Annotated in this window: 15 protein-coding genes; 6 read left to right on the forward strand and 9 right to left on the reverse strand. The window is 71.8% G+C overall.

The annotated features are described in order from the left end of the window. Window positions 1-24 precede the first annotated feature (24 nt). The 4 genes from QQK35_RS14535 to QQK35_RS14550 form a co-directional block, all read right to left on the reverse strand. On the reverse strand, window positions 25-819 hold the full coding sequence (locus QQK35_RS14535) for an SDR family NAD(P)-dependent oxidoreductase (RefSeq protein ID WP_284254795.1): 795 nt from the start codon (window positions 817-819) through the stop codon (window positions 25-27). 117 nt (window positions 820-936) lie between these two features. After that, window positions 937-1,497: a hypothetical protein gene (locus QQK35_RS14540; RefSeq protein ID WP_284254796.1), complete on the reverse strand. Its 561-nt coding sequence runs from the start codon at window positions 1,495-1,497 to the stop codon at window positions 937-939. Then, window positions 1,494-3,110: a DEAD/DEAH box helicase gene (locus tag QQK35_RS14545; RefSeq protein ID WP_284254797.1), complete on the reverse strand. Its 1,617-nt coding sequence runs from the start codon at window positions 3,108-3,110 to the stop codon at window positions 1,494-1,496. The genes QQK35_RS14540 and QQK35_RS14545 overlap by 4 nt, the downstream gene beginning before the upstream one ends. A gap of 383 nt (window positions 3,111-3,493) precedes the next feature. Next, window positions 3,494-4,504 (reverse strand): RNA polymerase subunit sigma-70, encoded by a 1,011-nt coding sequence (locus QQK35_RS14550; protein WP_284254798.1) that lies wholly within the window; start codon window positions 4,502-4,504, stop codon window positions 3,494-3,496. A 152-nt stretch (window positions 4,505-4,656) separates the two neighbouring features. Here QQK35_RS14550 and QQK35_RS14555 point away from each other — a divergent pair, with 152 nt between their 5' ends. Beyond that, window positions 4,657-5,235 (forward strand): dihydrofolate reductase family protein, encoded by a 579-nt coding sequence (locus QQK35_RS14555; RefSeq protein WP_284254799.1) that lies wholly within the window; start codon window positions 4,657-4,659, stop codon window positions 5,233-5,235. A 21-nt stretch (window positions 5,236-5,256) separates the two neighbouring features. Here the strand turns inward: QQK35_RS14555 and QQK35_RS14560 are convergent, their stop codons facing one another. Beyond that, a complete protein-coding gene (locus QQK35_RS14560) occupies window positions 5,257-5,718 on the reverse strand; it encodes a pyridoxamine 5'-phosphate oxidase family protein (RefSeq protein ID WP_284254800.1) in 462 nt (153 codons plus the stop codon). Window positions 5,719-5,936: 218 nt separating this feature from the next. Between QQK35_RS14560 and QQK35_RS14565 the strand changes: the two genes are divergently transcribed. The 5 genes from QQK35_RS14565 to QQK35_RS14585 all read left to right on the forward strand — a co-directional run bounded on the left by QQK35_RS14565 (window position 5,937) and on the right by QQK35_RS14585 (window position 10,394). Next, window positions 5,937-6,686: an alpha/beta hydrolase family protein gene (locus tag QQK35_RS14565; RefSeq protein ID WP_284254802.1), complete on the forward strand. Its 750-nt coding sequence runs from the start codon at window positions 5,937-5,939 to the stop codon at window positions 6,684-6,686. Window positions 6,687-6,781: 95 nt separating this feature from the next. Continuing rightward, window positions 6,782-7,690, forward strand: coding sequence for an ABC transporter substrate-binding protein (locus QQK35_RS14570; RefSeq protein ID WP_284254803.1), 909 nt, complete (start codon window positions 6,782-6,784; stop codon window positions 7,688-7,690). Between the two features lie 69 nt (window positions 7,691-7,759). Next, the gene (locus QQK35_RS14575; RefSeq protein ID WP_284254804.1) at window positions 7,760-8,638 is read left to right on the forward strand and encodes an amino acid ABC transporter permease; all 879 of its coding nucleotides are present in this window, start codon (window positions 7,760-7,762) and stop codon (window positions 8,636-8,638) included. Continuing rightward, a complete protein-coding gene (locus QQK35_RS14580) occupies window positions 8,635-9,432 on the forward strand; it encodes an amino acid ABC transporter ATP-binding protein (RefSeq protein ID WP_284254805.1) in 798 nt (265 codons plus the stop codon). Before QQK35_RS14575 ends, QQK35_RS14580 begins: the two co-directional genes overlap by 4 nt. Before the next feature lie 26 nt (window positions 9,433-9,458). After that, on the forward strand, window positions 9,459-10,394 hold the full coding sequence (locus QQK35_RS14585) for an NADP-dependent oxidoreductase (protein ID WP_284254806.1): 936 nt from the start codon (window positions 9,459-9,461) through the stop codon (window positions 10,392-10,394). Between the two features lie 77 nt (window positions 10,395-10,471). On the opposite strand, the gene QQK35_RS14590 is transcribed toward QQK35_RS14585, so the two are convergent. The 4 genes from QQK35_RS14590 to QQK35_RS14605 all read right to left on the reverse strand — a co-directional run bounded on the left by QQK35_RS14590 (window position 10,472) and on the right by QQK35_RS14605 (window position 13,545). Next, window positions 10,472-10,639, reverse strand: a complete 168-nt coding sequence (locus tag QQK35_RS14590; RefSeq protein WP_284254807.1) for a TraR/DksA C4-type zinc finger protein — start codon at window positions 10,637-10,639, stop codon at window positions 10,472-10,474. Between the two features lie 199 nt (window positions 10,640-10,838). Next, window positions 10,839-11,930, reverse strand: a complete 1,092-nt coding sequence (locus QQK35_RS14595) for a DNA glycosylase AlkZ-like family protein (protein WP_284255717.1) — start codon at window positions 11,928-11,930, stop codon at window positions 10,839-10,841. Beyond that, window positions 11,930-12,622 (reverse strand): response regulator, encoded by a 693-nt coding sequence (locus tag QQK35_RS14600; protein WP_284254808.1) that lies wholly within the window; start codon window positions 12,620-12,622, stop codon window positions 11,930-11,932. The genes QQK35_RS14595 and QQK35_RS14600 overlap by 1 nt, the downstream gene beginning before the upstream one ends. After that, window positions 12,619-13,545, reverse strand: a complete 927-nt coding sequence (locus QQK35_RS14605) for a sensor histidine kinase (RefSeq protein ID WP_284254809.1) — start codon at window positions 13,543-13,545, stop codon at window positions 12,619-12,621. Before QQK35_RS14605 ends, QQK35_RS14600 begins: the two co-directional genes overlap by 4 nt. Window positions 13,546-13,553: the final 8 nt, after the last annotated feature.

The raw sequence follows: 13,553 nt of genomic DNA on the forward strand, positions 1-13,553 counted from the left end.
CTTTCGTCGGGGGTGGGTGGGGGCCTACAGGGTCTTGACGAATCCGCCGTCGATCAGGATGTCGGCACCGGTCACGTTGCCCGCTCGGTCGCTCGCGAGGAGGAGCACGAGATCGGCGACCTCCTCGGCGGTGGTGAAGCGGCCGGTCGAGAAGCCGCCCTGCTCGGCGATGGCCTCGGACCGCGCCGTGTCGACGTCGACGCCCCGCGACGCGGCGATGGTGGCGGCGACGCCGTGCTCGCCGAGCCAGAGGTCGGTCGCCACCGGCCCCGGGCTGATCGTGTTGAAACGCAGACCGGCCGGACCGAACTCCTTCGACAGGGCCTTGGAGACGTTCCAGAGCGCCGCCTTGGCCGCCGAGTAGTCGATCACGCCCGGGTCCGGCAGGAACGCGTTGACCGACGCGATCGTCACGACGTTGCCGACCTGCGCACGCACCATCGCCGGGATCGCGGCCCGCGTCATGCGCACCGCCGCGAGGAAATCGAGGGTGAGGGTCGCCATCCACTCGTCGTCGCCGAGCGCCAGGAAGCCCTCGGTGCGCAGCTTCACGCCGCCGACGTTGTTGACGAGGATCGTCGCGCCGCCGAGCGCGTCGGCCCGCTCCACGAGGGCCGCCGGGGCCGCCTCGGCGGTCAGGTCGACCTGCACCGGATGCACCCGGCCCTCCGCCTCGAGGGCCAGCAGCTGCGGCGTGACCGTGCGGGAGCCCGCGACCACGTGGGCGCCCTCCCCGGCGAGGGCGCGGGTCGCCGCGAGCCCGATGCCCCGGCCCGCACCGGTGACGATCGCGACGCGGTCGGCGAGGTGCAGGTCCACGCGGCCCCCTCCGGGTCGGAACGGATGAGCTCACCGTAGGGCGGCCCGCCCCGGCTCCAGAAGGCAGCGGTTCTCCTGGTACTGCGACTGCTACCCGGGTACCGGTGGCCCGGGCGTTCAGGCCGGGCCGGTGAAGAAGGTGCCGGGCTCCAACTCCGACAGGGCCAGCCAGTCCGGATCACGGCGTCGGCCGGATGCGGCGTGCGGCATCCGGAGCTCCCACGCCGTCAGGGGGCGCTCGTCGACGCTCAGCACCAGGCCGTACAGCGTCGCCAGGACGTGCATGCAGGGCGCTTCGCGGGTGCGGCAGGTGCAGATCGCCTCGATCTCGTCCGGCGGCACGGCGACGGTCAGGCCGGCGGCGGTCAGTCGGCGGTGGACGTGGTCGGGGATGTCGCCCGTCGTCAGGTGCTCGCGCTCCGACGCGAGGAGGGCCTCGGCGGTCGCGGCCTCGGCATCCGTCCACGGGGGCACGCGCAGCCGCACGGAGTGCTCCCGACGGCCGTCGGCGATCGTCGCGGTGATCGTCGACGCGTCGACGGCGAGCGCGCTCTCCTGGCGATGCGCGATCGCCCGGGCACGGGGCAGCCGTGGGTCGGGCCGCCCCGCGGTCGGTTCGACCGTGCGCAGCCACGCGTACCCCCAAGCGGTCGCACCGAGCTTCGGCCGGGCCGTCATGGCCGCATCCGGAGGTCGAGCACCTCGCGCAGCTCGCGATCCGGCAACTTCGTGAGCGCCGCCGTGGGGTCGCCGGAGATCAGCTCGGCGAGACCCTGCTTCTCCTGGTGCATGCGGTCGATGTAGTCCTCCACGGTTCCCTCGGTGACCAGCTTGTAGACGTTGAGCGTGCGCCGCTGTCCGATCCGGTGCGCCCGAGCGGTCGCCTGCTCCTCGACGGCGGGATTCCACCAGCGATCGAAGTGCACGACGTTCGAGGCACGCGTCAGGTTCAGCCCGAACCCGGCGGCGCGCAGGCTCAGGATCAGGAGGGGCGAGGCGTGGTCGTCCTCCTGGAACGCGCGGATGAGCTCGTCACGCTGCGCCGGCGCGAGCCCACCGTGCAGGAAGGGCACGGCGTCGATCCGGAGCGCCGACGCGAGCCCGGACGACAGGAGCTCGCCCGTCCGGCGGTACTGCGTGAACACGAGGGCGCGCTCCCCGTCCGCCACGACCTCGCCCAGCATCTCGCACGTGCGGTCGAACTTTCCGGACCTCCCGGGTTCGAGTGCGGGCTCCCCGGCCTCGAGGGCGGGATGGTTGCAGATCTGCTTGAGCTCCGTCAGCAGGGCGAGCACGCGTCCGCTGCGGCCGAATCCCGAGCCCAATCCGGCGGAGAACGCGCGCTCCACGGCCTCGCGATAGAGCGCGACCTGCTCCGGGCTGAGCGTGCAGACGACCGTGGCGTCGATGCGAGGCGGCAGGTCCTGCGCGACATCCGCCTTCCTGCGCCGGAGGAGGTGGGGCGCGACGACGGTTGCGAGCGTCGCGGCGGCCGACGCGGAGCGGCGTTGCCGGATCGGGTTCACGAACCGCTGCCGGAACCGGCCGCGGGCGCCGAGCGCGCCGGGGTTGGTGACCGAGAGGATCGACCACAGCTCGTCGAGGTCGTTCTCGACCGGCGTCCCCGTCAACGCGATCCTGCTGGTGGACGGGAGCGCGGATGCCGCCCTGGTCACCTGCGTGTCGGTGTTCTTGAGCTGCTGGGCCTCATCGAAGACGGCGACATCCCAGTGCCGGCTCCGCACCGCCTCGTCCGATCGCAGCAGCGCGTAGCTGGTGACGACGACGGTCCGCGGTTCCGGGCGAGCCGGCAGGCGCCGGTCGGGTCCGTGGTACTCGAGCACGTTCAGGCCGGGTGCGAAGTGCTGGATCTCGCGTCGCCAATTCGCCAGCAACGATGTCGGGCACACCACGAGCTGCAGGCTCTGGGGCTGCCGGGTCGCGAGCACGGCGATGACCTGGAGCGTCTTGCCGAGCCCCATCTCGTCGGCCAGCACACCTCCCTGGCCGGCGTCGACCTTCTGCAGCAACCAGGAGACCCCGTGCACCTGGTACGGCCGGAGGGTCGCCGTGACGTTGGCCGCCCGGAGGGCCTTGAGCGTCGACAGCGCACGCGCGTACTCCCGGACGAGCGCCCCGGGGGCGGCGATCGCCGACTCGTCGGCGTTGAGAACGGCGTGACCGGCCGGCGGCATCGCCGCGACCACGGCGGCGAAGGCGTCCTCCTCCGACCCGGAGCGCGCCGAGCGGAGGACGATGCGGCTCGCCTGCCGCCAGGCCCGCGCCGACATCCCGAGCGCACCGACCCGGGTCGTGGCCGTGAGGGCGGATGCCGCCTCGGCGACGGCGGTGATGCGGGCCTCGACATCGATGGGGCCGACCCGATCACCGACGATCCCGGCGAGGCGCAGCGCGGCGCGGCGCCCGGGCGGGAGCCCGGCGTGCTCGAGGGCGGCGTCGATGTCGGCGACGCCCCACCAGGCGAGGCCGTTCTCGGCGGGGACGTAGGTGGCCTGGAGCAGGGTGGCGGGGGCTGGGTGGCGTGGGGCCGGGTGGCATGGGGCAGCGTGCGGATGAGGACCTCCGGGATGCTCGGCGTGCGTCGGGCGCGCAACGCTACCGAGGTGCCCGGAAGGCCACCTAACCCGCGAAAACGCAAGAGCGGGCGGGGTCGCTACGCGGGCAGCGTGGGCGCGAGCCCGAACGCGGGAATGACCGTGTTCTCGAAGCGGCTCATCGCGGCGATCCGGTCGCCGGCGATCGTGATCGTCATCAGGCCGGAGGTGACGAGGCCGTCGGGCGTGTGCACGTAGATGCCGAACGCGGGCTGCCCGTTGGCGCGGGTCGCGATCAGGCGGTAGCGGCGTCCGGCGGCGAACAGCAGCGCGCAGAACCGGCCGACGAGCTCGCGGCCGACGTACTCGAGCGCCATGGGCGGCATCGACATGAACACGTCGTCCGTGAGCAGCGCCACGAGCGCGTCGAGGTCGCCGGCCTCGTAGGCGGCGACGAACCTCGACACGACGACTGTCTCGGCGGACGATGCGGATGCCGCCCGCTCCTCGCGCGCCCCCTCGCCCGGCAGGGTGCGCCGCAGGTTCGCCCGCGCCCGCTTCAACGCGCTCGCGACCGATTCCACCGTGCCGCCGAGCATGTCGGCGACCTGCTTCGCGGGGAAGCCGAGCACGTCGCGCAGGATGAGCACGGCGACCTGCCGCGGCGGCAGCAGCTGGAGCGCGGTGATGAAGGCGAGCGAGATGGACTCGGTCCGCTCGGAGCTCTCCTCCGGACCGGGCTCGCGAGCGGTGCCGTCCAGCAGCGCGTCCGGGTAGGGCTCGAGCCAGGGCACCTCTCCCAGCTGCGTCGGTTCGGGCGGCTGCACTCCGGGGATGTCCCACTCCCGCGCACGGCGCCGGCCGGCCGCACGCCGCACGTTGAGGCAGCGGTTGGTCGCGATCGCGTACAGCCAGGTGCGCAGCGACGAGCGCCCCTCGAAGCCGCCGAGGCCCCGCCACGCGGTGAGCAGGGTCTCCTGCACCGCGTCCTCGGCGTCGTGGAACGAGCCCAGCATCCGGTAGCAGTGCACCTGCAGCTCACGCAGATGCGGCTGGGTCATCTCACGGAAGGCCCGATCGTCGCCGGCACGGGCCCGCGACAGCAGCTCCTCCGGCATCACCGTCGTCATTGTCGCATCGCTCCTCGTCGGTCGTGAGTGGTGTCCACCGGTGGTGACACCGCCGGCGGCGGAAATCGGGCGGTGCCGGCGCCCGATTCCGCCGACCCGCGGTGTCTGCACCTCTGTACGTCACGAGGGCGTACCCGCACAGGGAGAACACCATGGGAAAGATCGTCATCAGCCAGAACGTCACGCTCGACGGCGTCGTCGAGGACCCCACCGGCGAGGAGGGCTCCGCATACGGCGGCTGGTTCGACCGGTGCATGGCCGAGGACCGCGCGGCGTGGGCGGAGCTGGAGTACTCCGAGGCCATCGCCGCCGACGCGCTGCTGATCGGACGGCGCACCGATGCCTACTTCGGTCCGCGCTGGAACGTCGCCCCCGGCGACTGGGCCGAGCGCCTGCGGGCCCTGCCGAAGTACGTCGTCTCGTCGACCCTCACCGACCCGATCTGGGTCAACTCGACGGTGCTGGGCGGCGACGTGGTCGAGGAGGCGTCGAGGCTCAAGCAGCGGATCGCGGGCGACATCGTCGTCTACGCCAGCCGGCAGCTCGTGCAGACGCTCCTGCACAACGGGCTGGTCGACGAGTTCCGGCTCATCGTCTTCCCGCTCGTGATCGGCACCGGCAAGCGGCTCTTCGACGACGCCGGCACCGCCACCGCGCTGCGCCTGCAGGGGGCGAGGCCCATCGGCCGCAACCTCAGCGCACTCACCTACGAGGTCGTGCGCGACGCCTGATCCGGCACGTCGGGACGACGATCAGACCTCGACGGTCATGTCGAGCACGTTGCGGAACTCCTGGTTCCCGCCGCGCACGAGCAGGTACCGGCGCCGCAGCGTCGCCCGGTAGACAGTCAGCGGGCCCACCGGCAGCAGGTCGTCGGCCGTCATCCGCTTCGGTTCGGGGAGCCGGGCGTTGAGCGCCTCCAGCGCCTGGCCGGTCTCCCCGGCCGGAAGCGCCGCCGCGTCCGCCTCGAAGTAGGCGGCCTCCGCGTGGCCGATCGCCACGGTGGAGTCGAAGACCGTGATCGCCACGGAGGTGCGCTTTGCGATGTTGCGGGAGTGCCGCGCATCGGCCGACGAGACCCAGCACACGCCGTCGCGGCCGAGCGGTGCGAAGAACACGGGCGTGGCCCACGGGGTGCCGTCCGCGTCGGCGGTAGCCAGCACGAGGTAGCGGATGCCGCCCACGATGCGATCGATGTCCGTCAGGTCCGGCATGAGGTCCTCCTCGCATTTCGATGTCCGTCGATGTCCCATCTCAGCGTCCGACGAGCCCGGTGCGGACCGACATGCGGTAACGTTCCCGGGTCCGTGTCGCAGGCCGAGGAGGTGATGCCCGATGAACGAGAAGTCGGGTGCTCCGTCGCCAGCACGGGCCGTCGCGTGATCTGAGGGTCACCGGGAGCACCGAATGGTGATTCCCGAAAGGCACTCTCATGCATCTCATCTCCGAATCGACGCTCGACGGCGTCATCGAACGCGGGTTCGTCCAGGGCGACGTCCCCGGCATCCTCTGGTCACCGGCGCACGTCGGCGAGCCCGCCCCCGTGGTGCTGTCCGGTCATCCGGGCGGACTCCACAAGAGCGCGGGCGGCCTCGTCGCGCGTGCCCGCGTGCTCGCCGCCGGGTACGGCATCCACGTCGTCGCGATCGACGCGCCCGGCCACGGCGATCGCGCGCGCTCGCCCGAGGACGAGGCCTGGGTCGACCGGATGCAGGTGGCCCGCGCGGCGGGGCAGCCCCTCGGCGACCTCGTGGCCGACTTCAACGCCTCCATCGCGGAGCGCGCGGTGCCCGAGTGGCGGTCGGTGCTCGACGCGCTCGAGCGGATGCCCGGGATCGATCTGACCGGGGGAGCCGGCTACACGGGCATGACGCTCGCGACCGAGATCGGCATCCGGCTCGCTGCCGCCGACCGGCGCATCGCGGCCGCCGTGTTCGGCGCCGCGTTCGCGCGCCCGGGGCTCGTCGAGGCGGCGCGACGGGTCACGGTGCCCGTGCAGTACGTGCTGTCGTGGGACGACCCCGAGATCGACCGCGAGTCGGGGTTCGCGCTGTTCGACGCGTTCGGCTCCGCCGACAAGGTGCTGCGCGCCGTGCCGGGACCGCACAGCCGCGTCCCGCAGGCCGAGATCGACGAGTCGACGAGGCGACTGGTCGCCCAGCTGGGATCGCAGGGCGGATAGATTCAGTGGTCATGGTGCCGCATGCCACGAGCGTGCGGAATCGACAGCGGTCGCGCACACGCGCGGCAGATATCCCCCATCAGGAAGGTCCTCACATGCGCAAGGCACTGATTCTCCCGGTTGCGGCGGTCGCGGCAGCGCTGCTGCTGGCCGGGTGCGTCGACAACAGCGGCGGTGGCAGCGGCGGCTCGGGCGGCGACACCGGCCAGAAGAACGCCTACGGCGTCACGAAGGACGCGGCTCTCGCCAAGACCCTGCCCGGCGACATCGCCAAGGCCGGCAAGCTCACGATCGGCATCGACGCCACGTACGCGCCGAACGAGTACAAGGACAGCGACGGCAAGGTCATCGGCTGGGACGTCGACCTCGCCGATGCGATCGCCGCGAAGCTCGGCGTGACGACCGACTACACGATCTCCAAGTTCGACAACATCATCCCGAGCATCACGGGCGGGCGGTACGACCTGGGCGTCTCGTCGTTCACCGACACCACCGAGCGCGAGAAGCAGGTCGACTTCGTCAACTACTACAGCGCGGGCGTGCTGTGGGCCTCGGCCAAGGGCAAGAACGTCGACCCCGACAACGCGTGCGGGCTGAAGGTCGCCGTCGAGGCGGGCACGTACGAGGACACCGAGGAGGTGCCCGCGAAGTCGAAGAAGTGCACGGATGCCGGCAAGGCCGCCATCCAGGTGCTCAAGTTCGACGGCCAGGACCAGGCGACCAACGCGCTCGTGCTCGGCCAGGTCGACGCGATGAGCGCCGACTCGCCGATCACGGAGTACGCGATCAGCAAGCAGAAGGACAAGATCCAGGCGGCCGGCACGACGTTCGACGTGGCGCCCTACGGGTTCGCGGTCGACAAGGGCTCGAAGCTGACCGACGTGATCAAGAACGCGTTGCAGGCGCTCATCGACGACGGCACCTACACGAAGATCCTGCAGAAGTGGGGCGTCGACGACGGAGCCGTGACCGCGGCCGACGTCAACGCCGCCTCGAAGCAGTAAGTCGGTCATGACCGACTCGCAGGGCGCCCGGGGGACAGCGCCGTCCCCTCGGGCGAGGCGATCCGGGCGGTGCGGCTGCGCCATCCCGGGCGGATCACCGTCGCCGTGATCCTGATCCTCCTCGTCGTGCTGTTCGTGCTCGACGCCGCGCAGCGCACGGCGTTCGACTGGCCGGACGTGGGCAAGTACCTCTTCGATCAGCGCATCAGCCAGGCGGCGCTCATCACGCTGCAGCTGACCGTCTACTCGATGGTCATCGGCATCGTGCTCGGCCTGATCCTGGCGATCATGCGGCTCTCGCCGAACCCGGTCGTGAAGGCCGTCTCGTGGGTGTACCTGTGGATCTTCCGCGGCACCCCGGTCTACGTGCAGCTCGTGTTCTGGGGTCTGATCACGCTGATCTACAACTCGATCATCATCGGCATCCCGTTCGTGCACACCTGGGACGTCATCAAGATCGACTGGGTGCCGCCGCTGTTCTTCATCTCGGTGGTCGGGCTGTCGCTCAACGAGGCGGCCTACATGGCCGAGATCGTGCGCGCCGGACTGCTCTCGGTCGATGCCGGCCAGGAGGAGGCGGCGAAGGCGCTCGGGATGTCGTGGGGCCAGACCATGCGCCGCATCGTGATCCCGCAGTCGATGCGGGTGATCATCCCGCCGACCGGCAACGAGGTCATCTCGATGCTCAAGACGACCACGCTCGTCGCGGCGGTGCCGTTCTCGCTCGACCTGTTCGGGCGCGCGCGCGACATCTCCGCCGAGACGTTCGTGCCGATCCCGCTGCTGATCGTCGCGTCGCTGTGGTACCTCTTCTTCACCTCGATCCTCATGGTCGGGCAGTACTTCCTCGAGAAGCGGTTCTCCCGCGGCATCGGGCGCGGCCGCCCGGCGATCGAGAACGATCCGGATGCCCCCGTCATCGTCGGCGGCGTCGGGGGTGTGCGATGACCCCGGTCCAGCGCGCGACGACCCCGGATGCCGCGCGGCCGATGGTCGAGGCGGTCGCGGTCTCGAAGCGCTTCGGTGGCAACGAGGTGCTCACGTCGATCTCGCTGCGGGTCGAGCGCGGGCAGGTCATGTGCGTCATCGGGCCGAGCGGCTCGGGCAAGTCGACGTTCCTGCGCTGCATCAACCATCTCGAGGTGGTCGACGCCGGGCGGCTCTACGTCGACGGCGAGCTGGTCGGGTACCGCGAGAGGGGCGACAAGCTCTACGAGCTCAAGCCGGCGGAGGCGGCGCGGCAGCGGCGCGACATCGGCATGGTCTTCCAGCACTTCAACCTCTTCCCGCACATGACGGCGCTCGAGAACATCGCCGAGGCGCCGACCACGGTGAAGGGGATGTCGCGACGCGACGCGCTGGAGCGCGGGCGCGACCTGCTCGCGCGGGTGGGGTTGGCATCCCACGCGGGCCACTATCCGTCGCAGCTCTCGGGCGGTCAGCAGCAGCGGGTGGCGATCGCCCGGGCGCTCGCCATGGATCCGAAGCTCATGCTGTTCGACGAGCCGACGAGCGCGCTCGACCCCGAGCTCGTGGGGGAGGTGCTCGACGTCATGCGCGAGCTCGCGGACACGGGCATGACGATGGTGGTCGTCACGCACGAGATGGGGTTCGCACGCGAGGTCGGCGACGCGATGGTGTTCCTGGACGGCGGGGTCGTCGTGGAGTCGGGTGCACCGCGCGAGCTGCTGGCGAACCCGCAGCATGAGCGCACGAAGGCGTTCCTGTCAAAGGTGCTCTGAGCGCGCTTCCGGAGGATCCTGGAGGCATGGACACGCAGCGCATGATGAAAGCCGTCACCGTCAGCGATCGCGAGGCCGGCGTCGCCGGCCTGACGCTCGCCGAGCTCCCGGAGCCGCACGCCGCGGAGAACGATGTCGTCGTGTGCGTGCACGCGGCGGGCTTCACGCCCGGCGAGCTCGACTGGCCCGCCACCTGGACGGATCGCGCCGGACGCGACCGCACGCCGAGCGTCCCGGGGCATGAGGTCTCGGGCGTCGTGGTCGGGCTGGGCTTCGGCACGACCGGCCTGACCGTCGGGCAGCGGGTGTTCGGCCTCACCGACTGGGCGCGCGACGGCTCGCTGGCCGAGCTCGTCGCGGTCGAGGCGCGCAACCTCGCCCCGCTTCCCGCGGGCATCGACCACACCGTCGCGGCGGCGTTGCCGATCTCGGGGCTGACGGCGTGGCAGGCGCTGTTCGACCACGGGCGGCTCGAGATCGGGCAGTCGGCGCTCATCCACGGTGCGGCCGGCGGGGTCGGCTCGATCGCCGTGCAGCTCGCGCACGACGCCGGGGCGTACGTGATCGGCACGGGTCGCGCCCGCGACCGCGACACGGTGCTCGGCCTGGGTGCCGACGAATTCGTCGACCTCGACGGCGACGACCTCGACGCGGTCGGCCCGGTCGACGTGGTGCTCGACGTGATCGGCCGGGAGATCGGATCCCGATCGCTCGCGCTGGTGCGCCCCGGCGGCACGTTCGTCACCATCGCGGCGCCCCCGCGCGAGCAGCCGGCCGGCGGCCGTGCGATCTTCTTCGTCGTCGAGCCCGACCGTGCCCGGCTCGCCGATCTCGCCCAGCGGGTGCGCGACGGCCGGCTGAGGCCGATCGTGGGCGAGGTGCGCCCGCTCGCCGAGGCGCCGGACGCCTTCGCCGCCGGGCGCCGCGTGCCGGGCAAGACGATCATCCGCGTCGCGGATTAGTGCCGATCCTCCCGAATCCGCGCGACCCGCGGTTCATCACGATCCGCCGCGGCGGCGCGCTCACCGATGAGCGCGCGTCAGCGGCGGCGCCGGTCGACGCACGCGACGCACGCCGTGCGCTCCGGCTGCAGCTCCAGCTGAGCCGTGGGGATCTCGGCGTCGCAGACGGCGCAGCGGCCGTAGCTGCCCTCGCTGACGCGATCCCCGGCGCGTTCCAGCTCGCGCAGCGTCGCCCCGAGGCGCACGCGGGCTCCTCGGCCTGCGACCACTCGTGGGTCAGGGCGAAACCCTCCGGGTCGTGCTCCTCGTCGGTCCAGTCGCCGCGGGCCTCGCGCACCGCGGCGAGGCGGCGGTCGACCTCGTCGAGGCGACCGCGGATGTCGTCGCGGCGGCGCGCCATGAGCGCGCGGGCGGTCTCGGCATCCACCCGTTCAGTCTGCGCGGTCAGCGCTCGCGGCGCCCCTCGGCGACCGCGGCGCCCAGCCACTGCGCGAGTTCGGAGATCTCGGCGCGGACCATGTCGAGCTCCTCGACCTCGAACGGCAGGAACTCGTGCACCGCCTGCACCCGCAGCAGCCCCTCGGCGCGGTCGAGTTCGGCCTCGAGCATGCCGACGAAGCGGTCGCCGAGCAGGATCGGATGCGCGAACAGCCCGTACCTGCGCTGCGGCTTGGGCTTGAACTGCTCGAGCACGTAGTCGAACTCGAACACGTCACGCAGCCGTGGACGGTCGAACAGCATCCCGTCGTAGGGGTTCAGGAATGCGACCCGCCCGCCGGCGTCGTCCTCGAGCGCGGCGAGCTGGCGGGGGTCGACCCGCCAGGTGCCGGCGAGCCCGTCGATGGTCGCGGCCTCGCCCGCCGTGCCGACACCCGACCACGGCGACTTCTGCTTCGCGATGCCGGCCGCCTGCAGGCGCCGCTCGGCCAGCTGCCGCGCCGCCTCATCCGGATCGAGCTCCGGCAGGTCGCCCGGGTACACCCGTTCGGCGAGATCCCAGCGGCGGTGCCGCCCCTCCCGGCCGACGATCGCGACCACGCCCTGACGGCTGAGGACGTCGAGCATGATCGGCACCTGGTTGGATCCCGACCACCCGTCCGGCGCCCGGCTCACCTGCGCAGTGTCATCGATCTCGCTCGCGAGCAGCGGGCCGTCCGCGCGCAGGCGGGCGAGCACATCCCGGCGGAACCGGTCGTTGGCCTCCAGCCACTGCCGGGTGCTCTCGCGCCGAGGCCAGACGCGCATCGCCGGCAGCATCAGCGGCAGCAGGCTCATCGCGCGGAACGCGCCGTCGAACTCGAACAGCAGCCGATCGCGCTCGACCGCCTTGCTCAGCTGCCCGGGCTCGTAGGCGTAGCCGATGCGGCTCCACAGCACGGTGTGCTCGCACGGGGCGATGATCCGCGTCGGATCGATCTTGATCGCGCCGAGCTGCTCGGCGACCTCCACGACGTCGCCCGGCCGCTCCGCGTCGAGCAGCTGCGCACGCACGACGATCCGCCGCGCGTCATCGCGCGTGAGCCGGTGCGGCGCCATCACGGCGGTTCGCGCCCCTCGCGCGGTTGCGCGACCACGAGGCCCGACTCGTACGCCGCGATCACGGCCTGAGCGCGATCCCGCAGGCCCAGTTTGCCCAGGATGCGGCTGACGTGGGTCTTGACCGTCTGCTCCGCGATGACGAGGTCGGCCGCGATCTCGCGATTGGAGCGGCCTGTCGCCACCAGGCTCAGCACATCCCGCTCGCGATCCGTGAGCTCGTCGAGAGCCGGCGGCTCGGAGCGCGGTGCCGCTGCGGCGACGAAATGCTCGATCATGCGACGCGTGACGCTCGGGGCGAGCAGCGCGTCACCTCGGGCGACGACGTGCACCGCCGCGGTCAGCTCCTCGGGGAGCGCGTCCTTCAGCAGGAAGCCGCTCGCGCCCGCCCGGACCGCCTCGTAGACGTACTCGTCGATGTCGAACGTCGTCAGCATGAGCACCCGCGGCACGGGCGCGATCCCCGGGTCGCCGCTCTGCAGGAGGGCGCGGGTCGCGGCGATGCCGTCGAGGTGGGGCATCCGCACGTCCATGAGCACGACATCCGGATGCGTCTGCCGCACGATCGCGACCGCCTCGGCGCCGTCGGCCGCCTCGCCGACGACCTCGAGGCCGGGGTCGGCGTGCAGCAGGGCGCTGAACCCGGCACGGACCATGGCCTGGTCGTCCGCGATGACGATGCGGATGCTCATGCGGCATCGGTCCGCTCGTCGGAGTGGTCGACGGGCGCCTTCGGGTCCAGCGGCAACCACGCGCGCACCACGTATCCGCCGGCCGGCAGCCCGTGATGCTCGAGAGTGCCGCCGAGACTCGTGGCGCGTTCGCGCATGCCGACCAGGCCGTTGCCTGCTCCGCCGGGCACCGGCACGCCGCGTCGTCGAGCGGGCCCGTTGGTGATCAGAAGCGAGAGCCCCTGGGGTTCCCGTGTGCATCGGACGTCGATGTGCGAGCCCGGGGAATGGCGCAGCGCGTTGCTCACCGCCTCCTGCACGATGCGATACGCGGCGAGGCCGACGATCTGGCGGACCCCCTCATCGCCGAACTCGCCGACCCACTCCAGGTTGATCCAGGTGCCCGAGCGGTCGACGGCGGCGATCAGGCCGGGGATCGCCGCGAGTCCGGGCTGCGGCGCGAGCTCGTTCGGTCGATCATCCTCGCGCAGCACGCTCAGCAGCGACCGCATCTCCGCGAGCGCCCGCCGGCTCGAGGCGGCCATCTGCTCGAACTCCTGGCGCACATCGGGCCCGACGTCGGCGAGCCGATAGGGCGCGCTCGACGCCTGCACGTTGATGACCGACATGCTGTGGGCGATGACGTCGTGCAGCTCGCGCGCGATCCGAGTCTTCTCCTCGGCGACCAGCCGCCTGGCCCGTTCCTCTTCGCTGACCCGCCGCTCGCGAGCCAACTGGACGCGGATGGCACGCCGCTGCTGCAGCACGATCCCGGTTGCGAGCAGTGTTCCCGCGGTCGATGTGAAGACCACCAGGTCGACGCCGACCGACTCGGCGCTGCGAGCCGTCGGCAAGAGCATCGCGATCGTACCGGAGACGAGCAGGTTCGCGACGACGCCGATCACGGCCTCGACCCAGCGGACGCGGTACGCGATGGTGCCCACGATCAGCG

Origin of the sequence: Pseudolysinimonas kribbensis, from assembly GCF_030161895.1 — a bacterium.
Taxonomy (GTDB): domain Bacteria; phylum Actinomycetota; class Actinomycetes; order Actinomycetales; family Microbacteriaceae; genus Pseudolysinimonas; species Pseudolysinimonas kribbensis.

Excerpts from the sequence above, each read along its gene's own strand:
- QQK35_RS14540 (WP_284254796.1), bottom strand. The coding sequence starts at position 1,497 with ATGACGGCCCGGCCGAAGCTCGGTGCGACCGCTTGGGGGTACGCGTGG.
- QQK35_RS14545 (WP_284254797.1), bottom strand. The coding sequence starts at position 3,110 with ATGTCGGCGCGGGCCTGGCGGCAGGCGAGCCGCATCGTCCTCCGCTCG.
- QQK35_RS14550 (WP_284254798.1), bottom strand. The coding sequence starts at position 4,504 with ATGACGACGGTGATGCCGGAGGAGCTGCTGTCGCGGGCCCGTGCCGGC.
- QQK35_RS14555 (WP_284254799.1), top strand. The coding sequence starts at position 4,657 with ATGGGAAAGATCGTCATCAGCCAGAACGTCACGCTCGACGGCGTCGTC.
- QQK35_RS14560 (WP_284254800.1), bottom strand. The coding sequence starts at position 5,718 with ATGCCGGACCTGACGGACATCGATCGCATCGTGGGCGGCATCCGCTAC.
- QQK35_RS14565 (WP_284254802.1), top strand. The coding sequence starts at position 5,937 with ATGCATCTCATCTCCGAATCGACGCTCGACGGCGTCATCGAACGCGGG.
- QQK35_RS14570 (WP_284254803.1), top strand. The coding sequence starts at position 6,782 with ATGCGCAAGGCACTGATTCTCCCGGTTGCGGCGGTCGCGGCAGCGCTG.
- QQK35_RS14580 (WP_284254805.1), top strand. The coding sequence starts at position 8,635 with ATGACCCCGGTCCAGCGCGCGACGACCCCGGATGCCGCGCGGCCGATG.
- QQK35_RS14585 (WP_284254806.1), top strand. The coding sequence starts at position 9,459 with ATGGACACGCAGCGCATGATGAAAGCCGTCACCGTCAGCGATCGCGAG.
- QQK35_RS14595 (WP_284255717.1), bottom strand. The coding sequence starts at position 11,930 with ATGGCGCCGCACCGGCTCACGCGCGATGACGCGCGGCGGATCGTCGTG.
- QQK35_RS14600 (WP_284254808.1), bottom strand. The coding sequence starts at position 12,622 with ATGAGCATCCGCATCGTCATCGCGGACGACCAGGCCATGGTCCGTGCC.